The following is a 14,961-nucleotide window of genomic DNA, read 5'->3' on the forward strand; positions in this document are numbered from 1 at the left end:
ATAAAGCACTTTTGTATGAAATAATAAAGCTCATCAAAAACAAAACCGAGAACTAAAAAACAGCACCGAGAACACTTACGTTTATGACAACAAAAAACAAAATCGATTTTTCTTAAAATCGCCATACTTTATCCGTCTGAATGAAAATGTGGCACCTCCGGTGCAATTTCTAAACCGAGCTGATCAGCTCGGTTTTTCTATAGCAGTCTTCGGCCAGCAGGGGTGAAGACTACCATTTATACAGAGCAAACGGGAGCACCGAATTTTGATTATCGGTACTCCCGTTGATTTTATTTTATGCGGTTAGCTGCCTCTGACAGCTTATTATAGTATCATGCAGCGTCGCTGCATGATACCTTTTACTTCCTTAACTTAACAGCAAATTGTAAAGTGCAAGAGCATCAACTTTAGTAACAATTTTATTATTGTTAAGATCAAACTTTTCAAGTTGAGTTGCACTTACTTCGAGGTTTCCTCCAAGAAAATTATTCATGCATATCATATCTGCTGAATTAACTACCCCATCATTATTTACGTCTCCATATACTGATGTAACTGCACTTACCCCAGTAATACCACTCATTGAAAGTGCTGATACCAATAAAGAAACTGTAACAACTCTTTTTAGTAATTTCATTTACATATCATCTCCTCAAATAATCACTATTTTACAACACCAGACAGGAACTGTTTAAATCTTGCAAGATCTGCAAGTGTAACTGCTCCGTCACCGTCAACATCTGAAGCTTTAAGCTGAGTGTCAGTCAGTGTCAGGTCACCTATAAGATATAGTGAAAGCATTGAAAGATCAGTTACATCTCTCTTTCCGTCACTGTTAATATCAAAATTACTATCAGAACTACAAGCCTGATAAATATTTTTGCTATACTCCTTGCTGTCATTGATTTCTGCATTAAACGCAAAATCAATCCGGATATCGCTGTCATCCAAAAGCTCATTCAAATTCTTCTGGTATTCCAGATCTGATATTCCTTTTCCTATAAACTGTTTGAACTTAAAATAGTAAATATACTTCGTATCGTCAGCAGTGTTCTCTTTAACATGACTAATCTCGAGTCCGTATTTTGAGTATTTCTCAATTATCTGATCTTTTTCAAGATCACTTTCTGTGTAAATATAGGCCACGAAACCTTCAGACACAACAGATACTTCTGACAATTCCTCTATTCCTGTAACATGATCAGCTTTAGCAAGCTGTTCGGAAATTTCCTTTTTAAGTTTAAGATCATGGATATCATTAGTTTCATAAACATTCTCAGATGTGTCTGACTGCGATAATTCTATACTATACTTCGCCAGTGCCTCGTTTATTTTATTTACCTGAACAGGTGAATCGTAATATACTTTATACTTATAACCAAGTTCTGTAATCTGTTTTAAATCTGTTTCAGTTATCACAACGGATGTATTGGATGCAGGATAAATATCCTTTGTATCAGGATTAAGTCTCGAAGCAGGAATCAGCATATAACTTTCGCCCAATCCGTCCAATACTTCAGAAATACTTGTTTCTGAAGCGTATACTTCATACCACGGAATAACTCTCTCTGTTTCTGCAGCTATTAACACGTTACCGGTTCCAGACACTGCAAGTCCAAAAGCTAATGTTAAAACAACACTTTTCATTTTTACATTATTCTTCATAGTATCACCTCTTGAATTAATTGGTAAAGTTATTGTTCAGATAAAAATGAAGAAGATCTTCATTAATTTTTACGCTTCCGTTATTTGAACCTCCGGATACAACATTTATTCCTACGACTGATATAGAATAATCTGTATTTTGGTTTATAGAATTATTAGTATCATCAGAATCAGCGTAATTAGTACTTATCGTTCCGTCACTTACAGATTCTCTGATAAATAAAGGTCCGCCACTATCTCCGCCAAATATATCTGCTGTGTGCCATAAACTTAAACCTGAAGAATCATTATTGGTAGCCGGCCAGTCTATATATCCAACTGATTTATAACGATATCCATATTCACTCGGGGCATTACTTGGGTGGCTCTGTGGAAACCCTGATGCATATACAACATTGTAATAGTCATCTCTCATAACACCCAAGTTCATTACATAATTACTGAGATCATTTTCTACATAAATCAATGCATAATCATATCTGTATGGTTCAGAATCTGTTATATAATCTTTACTTATATGAATATATCTAGGATACATAGTCATTATAGGAGTGTTACCACTTCCCATCATATAAATCGGAGGATAATAAAATTCGCCACTGTTCTTACTATAAACGCAGTGAGCTGCTGTTGCAATAATATGATTTCCAACAACAAAACCTGTTCCATTCAGTCCTATACTTACAATACTTTGATTAGCATCTCGTTTCAAGTCATTCGGATTGCCGTATCTTGGTACATTGTAATTATTCAAACCAGACAAAGTAAAAAGCGCATACTGATCATAAGACGTTGGATCAGAATCAGTACAGTCATGTCGTCTGTACATTCTAAAACTAGAAGAAGCATTAACTTCTATTCCAAAAACTGTACTCAAAAGAGCAATTATCAATAAAGCAAATGCGATAACAAAGCATCGTTTTCTTTTTATAGTTGACATAAAAAACACCCTTCCCATCTTTCATCATCTTATCCTATTTTCATGTTACAAACAAAAAACTTCAAATAATATGTATAACCATTACTTAACTGGAATCATCCCTTTTCCTATTTAAAACATCAACTAATCCAAATCACATTTGATGTATTTGGTACACTTTGTATTGTTTCTGCACCATTTCAGCATAATGATTCAGGCAGGCTCTGTAATAACAAATCGGTTAGCCGCCTCTGGCAGCTTATTATAGTATCAAGTAGTGCTCCATTATGCCTTTTACTGTCTTAACTTAACAGCAAATTGTAGAGTGCATAAAACATTCAAATAATAATCATTTCATGAGTAAATTTACTCCTTTCTATTTTAATAACAATTGAAGTAAACTCCTCTAAGAACTGTACGTGCGATTTTAGCCGGTAGACCGAGGGAATTTCACCCTCAGCCCCCTTCAGAACCGTACGTGAAACTCTCGCTTCATACGGCTCCCCACTTCTGAAAACTTACTCATGTGTTTCTTTGCCGAATTTCGCTCCAGTCGTTATTGTGTCTCCAGTACACAACGGCAAATATCATTTCAGTAATCAGAAGCCTTCCACCCTTTGCTCCAATTGTTTTCACAAGCTTCTTCGCTACTACGGCTTCTTCTGCCCCTGTTTATATCATCTCTACTTTCAGCCTCGCAACCTTTCGGTACTTGTGCTTTTCGATTAACATACATAAACAGGTTCCCCAGTTTTGCGATGAGAGCCCATGCCAGATTCCTGCCGTCTATACACCGACCACTCCGTAGCCAATAAACAGGTTTCCGCTACGGTTATCAGAACCTATGCAGGAAAGATTCCTTTTAGCGATAAAGCAGCCTAACGATGCTTAATAAAGACGGTTCAGTTGTTCAGCTCTCTGGCAAATGTCTCGCCGTATTTATTACGACTTTTCTGTGACGCTCAGTACCATGCCTTTTGGACACAGCACCTCACAGATGACTTGGTACCTTCTCCTGTAAGACGATACCGATGGTACTAATCCCATCATCTCTCACCCAACTTGTCTGGGCACACCCCGCATACAGCTCCCCACGTCTACTTCGAATATCATCAGATGTATTTTACTTTGCCTACTGCCCATATATTCACATGAACTTTAGGCTTTCTTATCATTTCATTCCATACTGGCTGAAATTTCTCCCAAGTAAAGCTTTTTCGCTGGCTTCTCCGGTTCAACCATTTAAACGTTACAAACTTTGCATGATTATAAAGACTTCGGACTTCGTTGTATGCTCCGCTAATGCAGTAATAGTTATTAGTACCTATCAGTTTCCTGTTCAACGCTGTCATAAAAATCTTTATGTCTACATTTCGGTTGTCCTTTATCCACTTCTTGAGCTTTGCTTTGAATATTTTCTTCTTTTTCCTGCTTATTTTGTGTCCAACTGTATATTTTCCATATCTCGTTTTGCCATTGTAGTGAGTAAATCCGAGAAAGTCAAACGTATCAGTTGTATTGCTGTTTCTGCCGAACGGCAGAATTCTCGTTTTATCTTCCGCTAGTTCCAGTCCAAACTGTGCAAGTCTTTTCTTTATGAACTCATATACTGCTTTAGCTTCCTCTTCATATTCAAACATGATAATGAAGTCATCTGCAAATCTTACGAAATATGCTTCACCTTGAAGCTTCTTTTTGACTCCTCTTTCAAACCAGATATCAAGAACATAATGCAAATACACATTGGCAAGTATTGGTGAAATCAGGCCGCCTTATGCAAAGAAAGTTGTTATGCTAAGTAACACATCATAGAGCACGAATTTTCGTAATTTGCTATTGCACAACTTTGCATAATATCCGAGAATATATAATGAGTTCACAACTCAAAAATATATTTTCGGAGGTAAACTATGAATCAAAAGCTATTATCTGACTTGGTTTCAGATTTGGAACAGGAACTTTTACGTCTTGGTTATACGGAAGGCAGCATGTGCTTCTATCGAAGAAGATGGAAGCAGCTGATAAATTATGCTGAAGAGCATAATGAAGAATACTTTACTGAACAACTTGGAATCGCTTTTCTCAAAGATAAATTTGGAATAGCTCAAGATGATTTTGCCAAAGTACTTCCTCAAAAAGAAACTCAGGAAATACGCGTTATTCGTATGATAGGCGATTTTCAAATACATCATGCGGTACTTCGACGTTACATGAAGCATAAAGAAATCCTTACAGACCCGGTATTTGTTGAAGCCAGAGTGAAATTTAAGGATTTCTGTATTGAAAAAGGCTATTCCAAAGTTACAATCGGACATTACGTTAAGCAGTCAGCATACATGATGGATTACCTGTCTGCAAATGAAATAAGTGATTTTAATGACGTAACTATAGATATCATCTTTGCATATATACGTACTCTTGCGGGATTTACTTACAAAACAATTGAACAGAATATGTGTTCACTAAGAGCTTTCTTCAGATTTCTTTATCAAAATGAAATGATAAACCATGATCTGGCAAGTGAAATGCCAATGATCAAGGCGCGTAAGCAGACAAATATTCCTTCAGTATGGACACATGATGAATTGAAAAAACTTATCGGAGCAATTGATCGTGGAAATCCGAAAGGAAAACGAGATTATGCAATTATTCTTATTGCCTGCCGGCTTGGTTTAAGATGCAAGGACATTAAAGAGCTTCGGTTTGAAAACTTTAACTGGTCAGAAAAAAAGCTCTGTTTTACTCAGTCTAAAACCAAACAGCCAATGGAATTGCCTCTTGTTCCGGATGTCGGATGGGCTGTAATTGATTATCTTAAATATGGAAGGCCTAAGGTGGACAGTCCGTATATTTTTGTGCGTCATCTTGCACCGTTTCTGCCTTTTTCAGATGAAGATCATCTTAATCAGTTAATCAAAACCTATATGATTAAGGCTCATATTTCAACAGCAAACAAGCATAGAGGTATGCATAGTTTAAGGCATACTATGGCAAGTGTACTTCTTGAAAAAGAAACACCTCTTCCGGTGATTTCAGATATCATAGGTCACATAGATACAAATTCTACTGCCGTTTATCTTAAAGTTGATATGAAGCAGCTCTCTGAATGTCCATTGGATTTTGAGGAGGCGATTGATCTTGGCTGAAAATGAATTTTCCGGACCATTTGCTAAAGAAATGAGCGATTTCGTTGAATTAAAGATGGCGCTTGGTTACAAATACACTACCGAAAGAGGCATATTAAAACGTTTCGGAAGCTTTCTTTCATCAGAATACGATGATTTAGATTCATTATCAAAAGAAGCTGTGACGAAGTGGTGCTCAAAAACACTGCATGAAACAGACAACAACCATTGTTCGCGCGCTTCTTTAGTAAGGCAATTTTCAAAGTATTTGAATAGCATTGGTATTAAAGCGTGGGTATTGCCTAATAAATATTATCCTAAAGGCAATAAATACATACCGCATATTTATACTCCTGATGAATTAACACGCTTTTTTTCAGCAACTGATAAATGCACATACTGCTCTGAAGTTCCATATCGTCATTTAATTATGCCGGTTTTCTTCAGGCTTCTTCTTTCCAGTGGATTACGATGTTCCGAAGCTCGAATGCTAACTGTTGATGATGTGGATTTGGATCTTGGCATACTTAAAATATCTGATTCAAAGAACCACAATGACCGATTAGTACCACTTTCAAAAACAATGCTTATCAGACTTCAAAGGTATTCAGAACAGGTTCATTCTTCAGGTTCACATGAATTCTTTTTTCCAGGATACAAAGAAAAACCTATGACGTTAGGAAATGTGTACAAGAATTTTAGACGTTTTCTATGGAAGGCTGGAATATCACATACTGGAGACGGTCCAAGAGTTCATGATTTCCGTCATACGTATTGTGTTTTTAAATTGCGGGAATGGGCTGAACAGGGAAAAGATCTGATGGTATTAATTCCTCTTATGCGAACATATCTCGGTCATCAGACATTCAATGAAACGGCTTACTATCTCAAATGGACTGCTGATGTATTTCCTGATATCAGACTTAAACTTGAAAGATATTGTGAAGGTATCATACCTGAAATGGAGGAATTTCAATGACTCCAACAGATTTCTCTAAACATCTTACCGATTTCTTCTCGAATTACCTTCCACTGCAGAAAAATGTCAGCAAAAACACGATAAAGGCTTACAGAGACACTTTTAAACTTCTCTTATACTTTTGCGAAAGCGAAGAAAAAATCAAACCTGAAAAACTTTCCATGCATCATTTATCATCGGATCTCATAGAGCGATTTTTGCTATGGTTGGAAACAGAAAGAAATTGTTCTGTTTCTACAAGAAATCTAAGATTAGCTGCTCTTCATGCTTTTTTCAGATATGCTCAGTCTGAGTCACCGGAGTCGTTATTTCATTACCAGAAAGTTATTGCTATTCCTGTGAAGAAAAAGAAACAATCTATTGTTGAACACCTTTCTCCTGAAGCGGTTAGATTACTTTTGGAACAACCGGACAGAACAACTACACAAGGAAGACGAGATCTGGCTTTACTCAGTCTTTTGTATGACAGCGGCGCAAGAGTGCAGGAACTTATTGATCTTTCTGTCTCCGATTTTGTTGCCGGTTCTAATCCCATACTTATACTAACAGGAAAAGGAAACAAAATCCGGCGTGTACCGATAATGAACAATACAGCAGTTCTGGTTCAAAAGTATATATCTGAAAACAAGCTTGATTTACCTCATAAATGCAATTATCCTCTTTTCACAAACAAACAGCATAGTAAACTTACAAAAGAAGGCGTTGCATATATTCTCAATAAATATGCAGTAATGGCTCGAGAAAAGACTGATAAAATACCGGTTAAAGTTAAATGTCATATGCTCCGCCATTCAAAAGCTGTTCACCTTTTACAGGCTGGCGTAAACTTGATTTATATCCGCGATTTTTTAGGCCATAGTGACATTAAAACTACTGAAATTTATGCAAGAGCAGATTCCGAACTCAAAAGAAAAGCTCTGGAAAATGCTTATCCCGATTTGGTAGATACTAATTTACCAGACTGGAATGAAAATACTGATCTTATGAACTGGCTTTCAAAACTGTGATTTAAACAGAAGATTATGCAAAGCAACATTCCCATGAATCACGATTTTATTGGTTTTATGCGAATTACTTTGAATAATATTTTTCTTTGCATAAGGTGGATTATGCAAAGCTTCGCATAATCCACCCTGAGGTGTGCCGACACTTGATTCCTCAAATATTTTACCTTTCATGATTCCTGATTTCAGAAATCTGACAATATATCTTAAGAAATTCTTGTCTGCTATATCATTTTCAAGGAATTTCATCAGCCACTTGTGGTCAACATTATCAAAGAATCCTTTAATGTCACAGTCAAGTATGTAATTTACTCTCTTGTACATTATCAATTCATCAACTCTCTTGACTGCATCATGCATTCCTCTGTTTGGTCTGAATCCATAGGAAACATCCAGAAACCTTGGCTCGTATACATCATTCAGTATATCTGCCATTACTCCCTGTACAAGTTTGTCTTCGTAGCTCGGTATACCGAGTGGTCTTGTTTTGCCGTTGGCTTTTGGTATTTCCACTCTTCTGACAGGCTGAGGTCTGTATGAAAACTTCTTCATTCTTTCAACGAGATTTCTGATGTTTTCATCAAGGTTTTCCTCATACTGTTCTTTGGTTACCCTGTCTACTCCGGTTGCCTTTCTGGCGTTCTGTTTTCTGTGTTTCGCTTTCAGCGTTTCACAATTTACACGGTTGATTAACGTTTCCAGTCTGGAATGTTTTTCTGACAATATTCTTATATCTTGTTGTTGTGTTCCCATGCTTTTCTTCTTTACCTCCAGTGTAATCGCATGTTTCCCTTCAAGAAACGTATCCGTGTTTCGGTCCTTGGCTTCATATGTTTTGCATACTTCACAGCTACTATGACCTCATCGGACTTCTTGGCGGCTCTTTTTGCATCCTTGTGGTGTTTGCACTTGTTTGCAATACCTTGTTATCAGGAAGCCGCAAGATCTCCCGGGTACACAGCTGACCCCTTGATTCCTCGCCCATCTTTCAAACGCCGACGGTGTCTCCCTGTTCTCGCATAACGAACAGTTCTTGCTGACTGCTACTCCAATGAAAGTATCGCCCACCGTATTGTCGAGACTAACGACGCTAAATCGACTCAGCTTTCGCTATAGGGCTCTGAATCTTTCCTACCTACGCTTAGTAATCCACCTCACGATGAATCACCCAAGGCTGGATACCGACTCCTTGCTAGGGTTTGTCGGGACAGGAGTTTCACCTGTCTAGGTCAACTGCGCCGAACCGGCGCACCACTGGTATCATCCCCATCCATATAATTACATGATGTGTAAATCATCTTTTCTTTACGTACATTATAGCACTTCCATTTTCTTTTGCAACAAATTTGGCACGAGTTGCAGTTTTCTGGCACGAACGACGTATTTTTTTATTTACTAAGATATCAAAGCCATGAGCAGCAAAAATCCCGAACTTATTTTATTTCATAAGCCCGGGATTTTTCATTAGTTCATATTTATTATGCTGCCTGAAGGCAGCTTATCGATAGCATTTTATATCCGAAGGATATAAAATACCTTTTTTATCTTGAATATGGCCCTCTGACATGGTAAAATATTAATATAGAATCTACACAAGGAGACCGCCATGATACTGTATGATGATGTGATTGCAGAACTCAAAAAGGGGGATCTGGCTATGAATGAAAATCAGTTCAATTCACTGCTTACACTCATCGTACCCCAGATAATCGAACTTATAACCCAGAACAGCAATATTGCTGAAGCTGCTGCAATCGACAAATTCTACAGTTCCAGACTTTACAGTGAGTTGTCAGATGAATCATCGAAGCTCTGGCACTACAGTCCGCGGCTTCTTTATACATTGTTTCAGGATGAACTTCTGACTGGAACCTATGACTATCCGGAGGAGGCATAAATGTGAGCAGAGAAGGCGAATTTCTTGTATATTGCATGGAACGATACCGCTATTACAGGCACCTTACCGGCAAAGAAGTATCTGAACTGTTCAAAAAAAGCGGTGCGAACAACTATATACTAAAATGCTTCGGCGCACTGCATACAGTAGGCGAAGAATATCTTATCAATGACCTGGATGAATACATTGCTCATACGATCCGCGCCAATAATCTTTGAAAAATCTATTGATTTTAATAATTATCCGTGTTATAATAGATCCCGACTTTAACACTTCAAGAAAACAATCGAGGCGTAACTAACGCAAATGCGTTGATTACGCCTCTTTTTTCGTTTTTCAAAAATGTTGTATGAGCAATTATTTGGAAATTAATTTTATTTTTCCATTCAAAGTCTTTGGCAGATAGTATTGTTTGTCTAACTCAAGTCCCGTAATTTCGTTCAAAGCAGTACACACCTGAGAGCAAGTATAATTGGACATGTAGCACATATCCTGGATATTTGAAACGTTCATATTCCGGATTGTTTCAATGATATTGTATACTGAAAAATGATATCCTTTTTCTTCAAGCAGTTTTTCAAGAATACGATAAATCAAAAGCGCAGTATAGCATATCATAAAATGAGCAATAATTCTGTTCAGGGTACTATGGTAAACAGGTCTTGCGTCAAAATTGGTTTTCATGATTCGAAAACAGTCCTCTATTTTGTAGCGGTTCATGCTGATTTCAAGAATAGATTTTGCGTCATCATCAAGATTGGTTGCTACGGCATAAAAGCCATCGTATTTTTCTTCTTTTTCAATTGCTTCTTTGTCAAGAATGTAGGTGTCGGAACCGTTCTCTTCAGCTTTGGACTTAGAGATTCTTTTGATGAATCTGGTAACATCATGCGGCCCCTTTTTGTAAGTTTCAGGATCGATATTTTCAAGCAGCTTTTTCGCTCTTTCAATTTGCCTGTTGCGTATGTAACGCTGATATTCCATCATTTTTCTTGAAAATGAGATAATGATTTTCTGTTTAAGCGTTGCTTTGGATTTAACTTTTTTTACCTTTCCGTTTTTGCAGATTTTTTCTTCGTAAAGTCCTACATCGAACGCTTTATCCGCGTCAATTATTTTGTAGGCATGGTCGTTGTAAAGATTCAGATTATCAGGATCTTTTCTGTCGAATGTCTTCATATCGTTCAGTGAAATATGCTTATTGCTGGAAAGCAGCTTGTAATCACAATCGTTAAAAACCGCCTCCTGTAACATTGAGGAAAGTTTCTTTACGGACTGTGTAACGATAAACGCACGACCACCCATAGAATTGAAATTACGGATATTCAAAGATCCAAGACCTGCATCGGCACAGTATATGAACTTTTTCCCCTGAAGCATTTTAGTAAGTTTCTTTTCCAGCGGAATAGCAGTAGTCTGCTCATTATCAGAACCTGATGAAATACACATGGATAAAGGGATACCTTCTGCATCCATGAACAGTCCCATTTCGCAGATAGGATTTGGACGATGTTCTTTTGAAGGACCATATTTACGAAGCCCTTTGATGAATTCTCCTGTTACTTCATCAACATAGTCTTCGTCTTCACATTCGGTTTCAAAGTAATAATTTGTACAGTCGTAATAGCACACCGATGTATTCCTTTTGATAATACTGCAGCTTTTTTCATACAGGTAGCTGATATATTCGTCGTAATGGTCTTTCATCAGATCCATGGTACGCATTATATGCATGTAATCAAAATCAGGCTGTTCGTAATAGTTACTCATTTTCTGGAAAGAACCGAGTTTTGAATCCGGATCAATAATTCTTGAAAACGTAATAAATCTGTTTACAAGATTAGGGTTGAATTCAATTTTTCTGTCTTCAGTGATGTTTTTGAAAAATGAACTTATTTCAAGTTTTCCGTAGATATACTGAAGAAAGAAATAGCCTATATTTTTGTCTGTGGATAATGAAGTAACAGCATCGGTAGCTTTGATCTTCTCATTAAAGTCGATTTTCAGATCAAGTGCAAGTGTTTTATTTTTCTTATGCTCCTCGTTATATATTCTGACCTGTTCTTTCGCATATGAAAGAGGATCGTCTGTAATCTTAAGAAGTTCTGAATGCTTACCGATACGAGCTACATTTTTGGTTGTTGTCTTTTTACCGTTTCTGATTCCCATCTGGATAAAATAGGTGGGATCTTTGGATTTTTTATCGTAATTAAGCTTCATATTTATATTATACCATATTTGAAATAAAAATACAACACCATACAACGAAAAAATTCAGAAAATTTGACACAAAAAAAGCCGCAATTATGCGGTTTGAATTGGTTATATTGATTTGGAAGTGTTAAAGTGCCGGCACCTTACCGGCAAAGAAGTATCTGAACTGTTCAAAAAAAGCGGTGCGAACAACTATATACTAAAATGCTTCGGCGCACTGCATACAGTAGGCGAAGAATATCTTATCAATGACCTGGATGAATACATTGCTCATACGATCCGCGCCAATAATCTTTGAAAAATCTATTGATTTTAATAATTATCCGTGTTATAATAGATTAGATATTACTAAAAGAATTTATAATAAGGAGGGTATTCCATGTCCATCGCAGAGATCGTTATGGGTGTTATTCTGCTTCTGTGTTGTCTTATACTGATATTTCTTTGTCTCAGTCAGGACACCAAGGCTCAGAACAGTATGACTTCCGCTATAACAGGTGCCTCTTCAGAATCATTCTACGGAAAGAATGAAGGAAGAACAAAGGAAGCTAAACTTATCAAAGCTACAAAGTTTGGTCTTATCGTATTCTTTGTACTCACTCTTGCTATAAACATAGTACCGCTTTTCTTTAACTAAGAAACAATGCGTTTATCCTGCTTATTGGTCAACAGGCTTTTTCCGTTAAAAAAGCTGCCGATATGCAGGGTTATTTTTTTATAGGAACATTGATAAAGCATATCTGTGCGATACCGGAACACCGGTCAGTGTTTCCTCATATATATGAAAGGAGAAAAATATGGCGAACACCAAACATTCAACCAGCTACTACAAGAACAAAATACTGCTCGTACTGAACCAGGCCGGAAAAAAGCCTCTGACACGAAACGATATGATCGCCAAATCAAAGTGCAAGAAAACTGAAAGCGACGTTTTCAAAAAAGCACTTGATGAACTTAAATCCGAAGGACTTATCTGCGACCAGAAAAAAGGCTATGTCCTCTGCTCACGCATGGGATATTTCAAGGCCACTGTAAAGAGAATAAGCAAGACTTTCGGCTTCATAGAAAAGGACGAGGATCAGACTGAAGTTTTCATTCCGGGTAAATTCCTTATGGGTGCAATGCCGGGAGACAAGGTAATCGCAAATCTCATTCCTTCAAGAACGGGAAAGCCGGAGGGTGAGGTTATTTCAATAGTCGAAACCGCTGATGCAACAATAACCGGTGTACTTGATCAGGAATACAGGGAACTGTTCATAATTCCTGATACAATGTCGAAGACTGCTGTAAGAGTAGTCGAAAACGAGTGCGGTGCAAAGCCGGGCGACAAGGTAATCGCACGTATAATTGCAAGGGGTACGAGTCACTCAGCCCACAAGGCTGCGATCGTTTCAACCTTCGGAAGTTCGGAAAAGGCAAGCAGCTGTGCAATGGCACTTCTTAAGGTAAGCGGTATTTCACTCGAATTTCCGGCAGATGCACAGGCTGAAGCGAAGAAGCTTTCCGAAGACGGCATAAGACCGGAAGATCTGAAAAAGCGTCTTGATCTCCGTGACGAGATCATCTTCACGATAGACAGCGCAGAGTCGAAGGACCTTGACGATGCTATTTCCATCACACGCACTGACAGCGGATACCAGCTGGGCGTACATATTGCAGACGTTTCACACTACGTAAAAGGCAATTCACCGCTCGACAAGGAAGCTCTTGTCCGCGGAACCAGTGTTTACTATGCCGACAGAGTTGTTCCTATGCTTCCGAAGGAGCTTTCAAACGGCATCTGCTCACTCAATCCGGACGAAGACAGACTTGCTTTCTCATGTCTTATCGACCTTGACAAGCAGGCAAAAATAAAGGGATACAAGTTCCACAAAACAGTCATCCGCTCCGCGGTAAAAGGCGTTTACAAGGAGATCAACACAATCCTTGACGGCACTGCCACTGACGAGACAAAGCAGAAATACGCCCGCGTAAACGACAATATCTTCATTATGAACGAACTTGCCGACATACTCATGGAAAACCGTGACAAGCGCGGTGCTCCGTCACTTGAAACAAGCGAAAGCAAGCTTATCATCAACGAGAACGACATCTGCGTGGACGTTGTTCCGAGAACGCGCGGCAAGAGCGAAATGATCATCGAGGAATTCATGCTTCTTGCGAACCAGTGTGCCGCAAATCTTGCAAGAACTTCAAAGATACCGTTTGTTTACCGTATCCACGAAGATCCTTCGCTCGAAAAGCTCGCTGACATGAAGGATTTCCTCACACGTATGAACATCGAATTCCCGCATTTTTCAGAAGTCAAGCCGGCTCATTTTGCTGAGATACTCAAAAACAACCGCGACAGCGAAAAGTTCCCGGTCATCAACAACATCCTTCTCCGCTCGATGGCGAAGGCGAAGTACGCTCCGGATCCGGTGGGACATTTCGGTCTTGCCCTGGAGGACTACTCACACTTTACATCTCCTATCAGACGTTACCCGGACCTTGCCATTCACAGAATACTGACCGATCTTGTTTCCGGATGTGACGCTGAATGGCTTACAAAGCGTTACCAGTCGTTCGTTACAAACGCATCCGAGCGCTCGACTTCTACGGAAATAACAGCCGTAAAGATAGAACGCGACTGCGAAGCCTGCTACATGGCGGAATACATGAAGGCACATCTCGGTGAGGAATTTGAAGGTATCATTTCATCTGTTACAGACTTCGGTTTCTACGTTGAGCTTGACAATACCGTTGAAGGACTTGTTCACATCAACACACTTGAAGACGACACATACGAATACGACGGACTGGTTTCACTCAAAGGTGAACGTTCCGGAAAAATTTTCGCCCTCGGCGACAAGGTAAAAGTTCAGTGCACCGCTTCAAACGTAAACAGCGGAAACATTGATTTCAGCATTGTAAAGGAAGCATAACTAAGGATATCGGAAATACGGCTTCGCCGTATTTCCGGAGGGATAGAATGCGGGATTTTTCCCGCCCGCTGCGTGGCAGAAACAGATTTCTGAAAAAAGATCTTCTTGACAAATTCTCTGTTTCGTAGTATAATTGAATAGTTGACGGATGCTGTCTTAGCTCAGCTGGCAGAGCACTTCCTTGGTAAGGAAGAGGTCGGCGGTTCGAGCCCGCTAGACAGCTCCATCAAAACC

At 38.6% G+C, this 14,961-nt stretch carries 14 protein-coding genes and 1 tRNA gene; 9 read left to right on the top strand and 6 right to left on the bottom strand.

Annotated elements, in window-relative coordinates; genetic code table 11:
* Positions 1–367: 367 nt before the first annotated feature.
* The 4 genes from CC97_RS12380 to CC97_RS12395 form a co-directional block, all read right to left on the bottom strand.
* Positions 368–637: a dockerin type I repeat-containing protein gene (locus CC97_RS12380; RefSeq protein ID WP_044975232.1), complete on the bottom strand. Its 270-nt coding sequence runs from the start codon at positions 635–637 to the stop codon at positions 368–370.
* A gap of 26 nt (positions 638–663) precedes the next feature.
* Positions 664–1,665: a dockerin type I repeat-containing protein gene (locus CC97_RS12385; protein WP_044975234.1), complete on the bottom strand. Its 1,002-nt coding sequence runs from the start codon at positions 1,663–1,665 to the stop codon at positions 664–666.
* A 16-nt stretch (positions 1,666–1,681) separates the two neighbouring features.
* Positions 1,682–2,605, bottom strand: a complete 924-nt coding sequence (locus tag CC97_RS12390) for a serine protease (protein WP_197021865.1) — start codon at positions 2,603–2,605, stop codon at positions 1,682–1,684.
* 1,091 nt (positions 2,606–3,696) lie between these two features.
* The gene (locus CC97_RS12395) at positions 3,697–4,350 is read right to left on the bottom strand and encodes a reverse transcriptase domain-containing protein (protein ID WP_347493873.1); all 654 of its coding nucleotides are present in this window, start codon (positions 4,348–4,350) and stop codon (positions 3,697–3,699) included.
* A gap of 144 nt (positions 4,351–4,494) precedes the next feature.
* On the opposite strand from CC97_RS12395, the gene CC97_RS12400 reads away from it, so the two are divergent.
* The 3 genes from CC97_RS12400 to CC97_RS12410 are packed head-to-tail and all read left to right on the top strand — an operon-like array spanning position 4,495 to position 7,695.
* Positions 4,495–5,730 (top strand): site-specific integrase, encoded by a 1,236-nt coding sequence (locus CC97_RS12400; protein ID WP_044974455.1) that lies wholly within the window; start codon positions 4,495–4,497, stop codon positions 5,728–5,730.
* The gene (locus tag CC97_RS12405; protein ID WP_044975237.1) at positions 5,723–6,688 is read left to right on the top strand and encodes a tyrosine-type recombinase/integrase; all 966 of its coding nucleotides are present in this window, start codon (positions 5,723–5,725) and stop codon (positions 6,686–6,688) included. The genes CC97_RS12400 and CC97_RS12405 overlap by 8 nt, the downstream gene beginning before the upstream one ends.
* Entirely contained in the window at positions 6,685–7,695 is a 1,011-nt protein-coding gene (locus CC97_RS12410; RefSeq protein ID WP_044974458.1) for a site-specific integrase, read from the top strand. The genes CC97_RS12405 and CC97_RS12410 overlap by 4 nt, the downstream gene beginning before the upstream one ends.
* Here the strand turns inward: CC97_RS12410 and CC97_RS12415 are convergent.
* The gene (locus CC97_RS12415) at positions 7,684–8,415 is read right to left on the bottom strand and encodes a reverse transcriptase domain-containing protein (RefSeq protein ID WP_242848172.1); all 732 of its coding nucleotides are present in this window, start codon (positions 8,413–8,415) and stop codon (positions 7,684–7,686) included. The two genes, CC97_RS12410 and CC97_RS12415, sit on opposite strands and share 12 nt — an antisense overlap.
* 883 nt (positions 8,416–9,298) lie before the next feature.
* Between CC97_RS12415 and CC97_RS12420 the strand changes: the two genes are divergently transcribed.
* Both CC97_RS12420 and CC97_RS12425 read left to right on the top strand, forming a co-directional pair.
* On the top strand, positions 9,299–9,589 hold the full coding sequence (locus CC97_RS12420; protein WP_242848173.1) for a hypothetical protein: 291 nt from the start codon (positions 9,299–9,301) through the stop codon (positions 9,587–9,589).
* A gap of 2 nt (positions 9,590–9,591) precedes the next feature.
* A complete protein-coding gene (locus CC97_RS12425) occupies positions 9,592–9,807 on the top strand; it encodes a DUF3791 domain-containing protein (protein WP_044975238.1) in 216 nt (71 codons plus the stop codon).
* 139 nt (positions 9,808–9,946) lie between these two features.
* Here CC97_RS12425 and CC97_RS12430 read toward each other — a convergent pair whose 3' ends face one another.
* The gene (locus tag CC97_RS12430; RefSeq protein ID WP_156036899.1) at positions 9,947–11,809 is read right to left on the bottom strand and encodes an IS1634 family transposase; all 1,863 of its coding nucleotides are present in this window, start codon (positions 11,807–11,809) and stop codon (positions 9,947–9,949) included.
* A gap of 118 nt (positions 11,810–11,927) precedes the next feature.
* Here CC97_RS12430 and CC97_RS12435 point away from each other — a divergent pair, with 118 nt between their 5' ends.
* The 4 genes from CC97_RS12435 to CC97_RS12450 all read left to right on the top strand — a co-directional run bounded on the left by CC97_RS12435 (position 11,928) and on the right by CC97_RS12450 (position 14,953).
* On the top strand, positions 11,928–12,101 hold the full coding sequence (locus CC97_RS12435) for a DUF3791 domain-containing protein (RefSeq protein ID WP_242848219.1): 174 nt from the start codon (positions 11,928–11,930) through the stop codon (positions 12,099–12,101).
* Positions 12,102–12,182: 81 nt separating this feature from the next.
* The gene (secG, locus tag CC97_RS12440) at positions 12,183–12,440 is read left to right on the top strand and encodes a preprotein translocase subunit SecG (protein ID WP_044975243.1); all 258 of its coding nucleotides are present in this window, start codon (positions 12,183–12,185) and stop codon (positions 12,438–12,440) included.
* Between the two features lie 160 nt (positions 12,441–12,600).
* Complete coding sequence (gene rnr / locus CC97_RS12445) at positions 12,601–14,727, top strand: ribonuclease R (RefSeq protein ID WP_049962886.1); 2,127 nt, start codon at positions 12,601–12,603, stop codon at positions 14,725–14,727.
* 150 nt (positions 14,728–14,877) lie between these two features.
* Positions 14,878–14,953, top strand: a tRNA-Thr gene (locus CC97_RS12450).
* The last annotated feature ends 8 nt before the right edge of the window (positions 14,954–14,961 follow it).

This window comes from Ruminococcus sp. HUN007 (assembly GCF_000712055.1).
Classification (GTDB): Bacteria; Bacillota; Clostridia; order Oscillospirales; family Ruminococcaceae; genus HUN007.

Bases quoted from the DNA above. Each gene is read 5' to 3' on its own strand.
- CC97_RS12390 (WP_197021865.1), bottom strand. From the start codon at position 2,605: ATGTCAACTATAAAAAGAAAACGATGCTTTGTTATCGCATTTGCTTTA.
- secG (WP_044975243.1), top strand. From the start codon at position 12,183: ATGTCCATCGCAGAGATCGTTATGGGTGTTATTCTGCTTCTGTGTTGT.
- rnr (WP_049962886.1), top strand. From the start codon at position 12,601: ATGGCGAACACCAAACATTCAACCAGCTACTACAAGAACAAAATACTG.
- CC97_RS12430 (WP_156036899.1), bottom strand. From the start codon at position 11,809: ATGAAGCTTAATTACGATAAAAAATCCAAAGATCCCACCTATTTTATC.
- CC97_RS12400 (WP_044974455.1), top strand. From the start codon at position 4,495: ATGAATCAAAAGCTATTATCTGACTTGGTTTCAGATTTGGAACAGGAA.
- CC97_RS12420 (WP_242848173.1), top strand. From the start codon at position 9,299: ATGATACTGTATGATGATGTGATTGCAGAACTCAAAAAGGGGGATCTG.
- CC97_RS12410 (WP_044974458.1), top strand. From the start codon at position 6,685: ATGACTCCAACAGATTTCTCTAAACATCTTACCGATTTCTTCTCGAAT.
- CC97_RS12380 (WP_044975232.1), bottom strand. From the start codon at position 637: ATGAAATTACTAAAAAGAGTTGTTACAGTTTCTTTATTGGTATCAGCA.
- CC97_RS12385 (WP_044975234.1), bottom strand. From the start codon at position 1,665: ATGAAGAATAATGTAAAAATGAAAAGTGTTGTTTTAACATTAGCTTTT.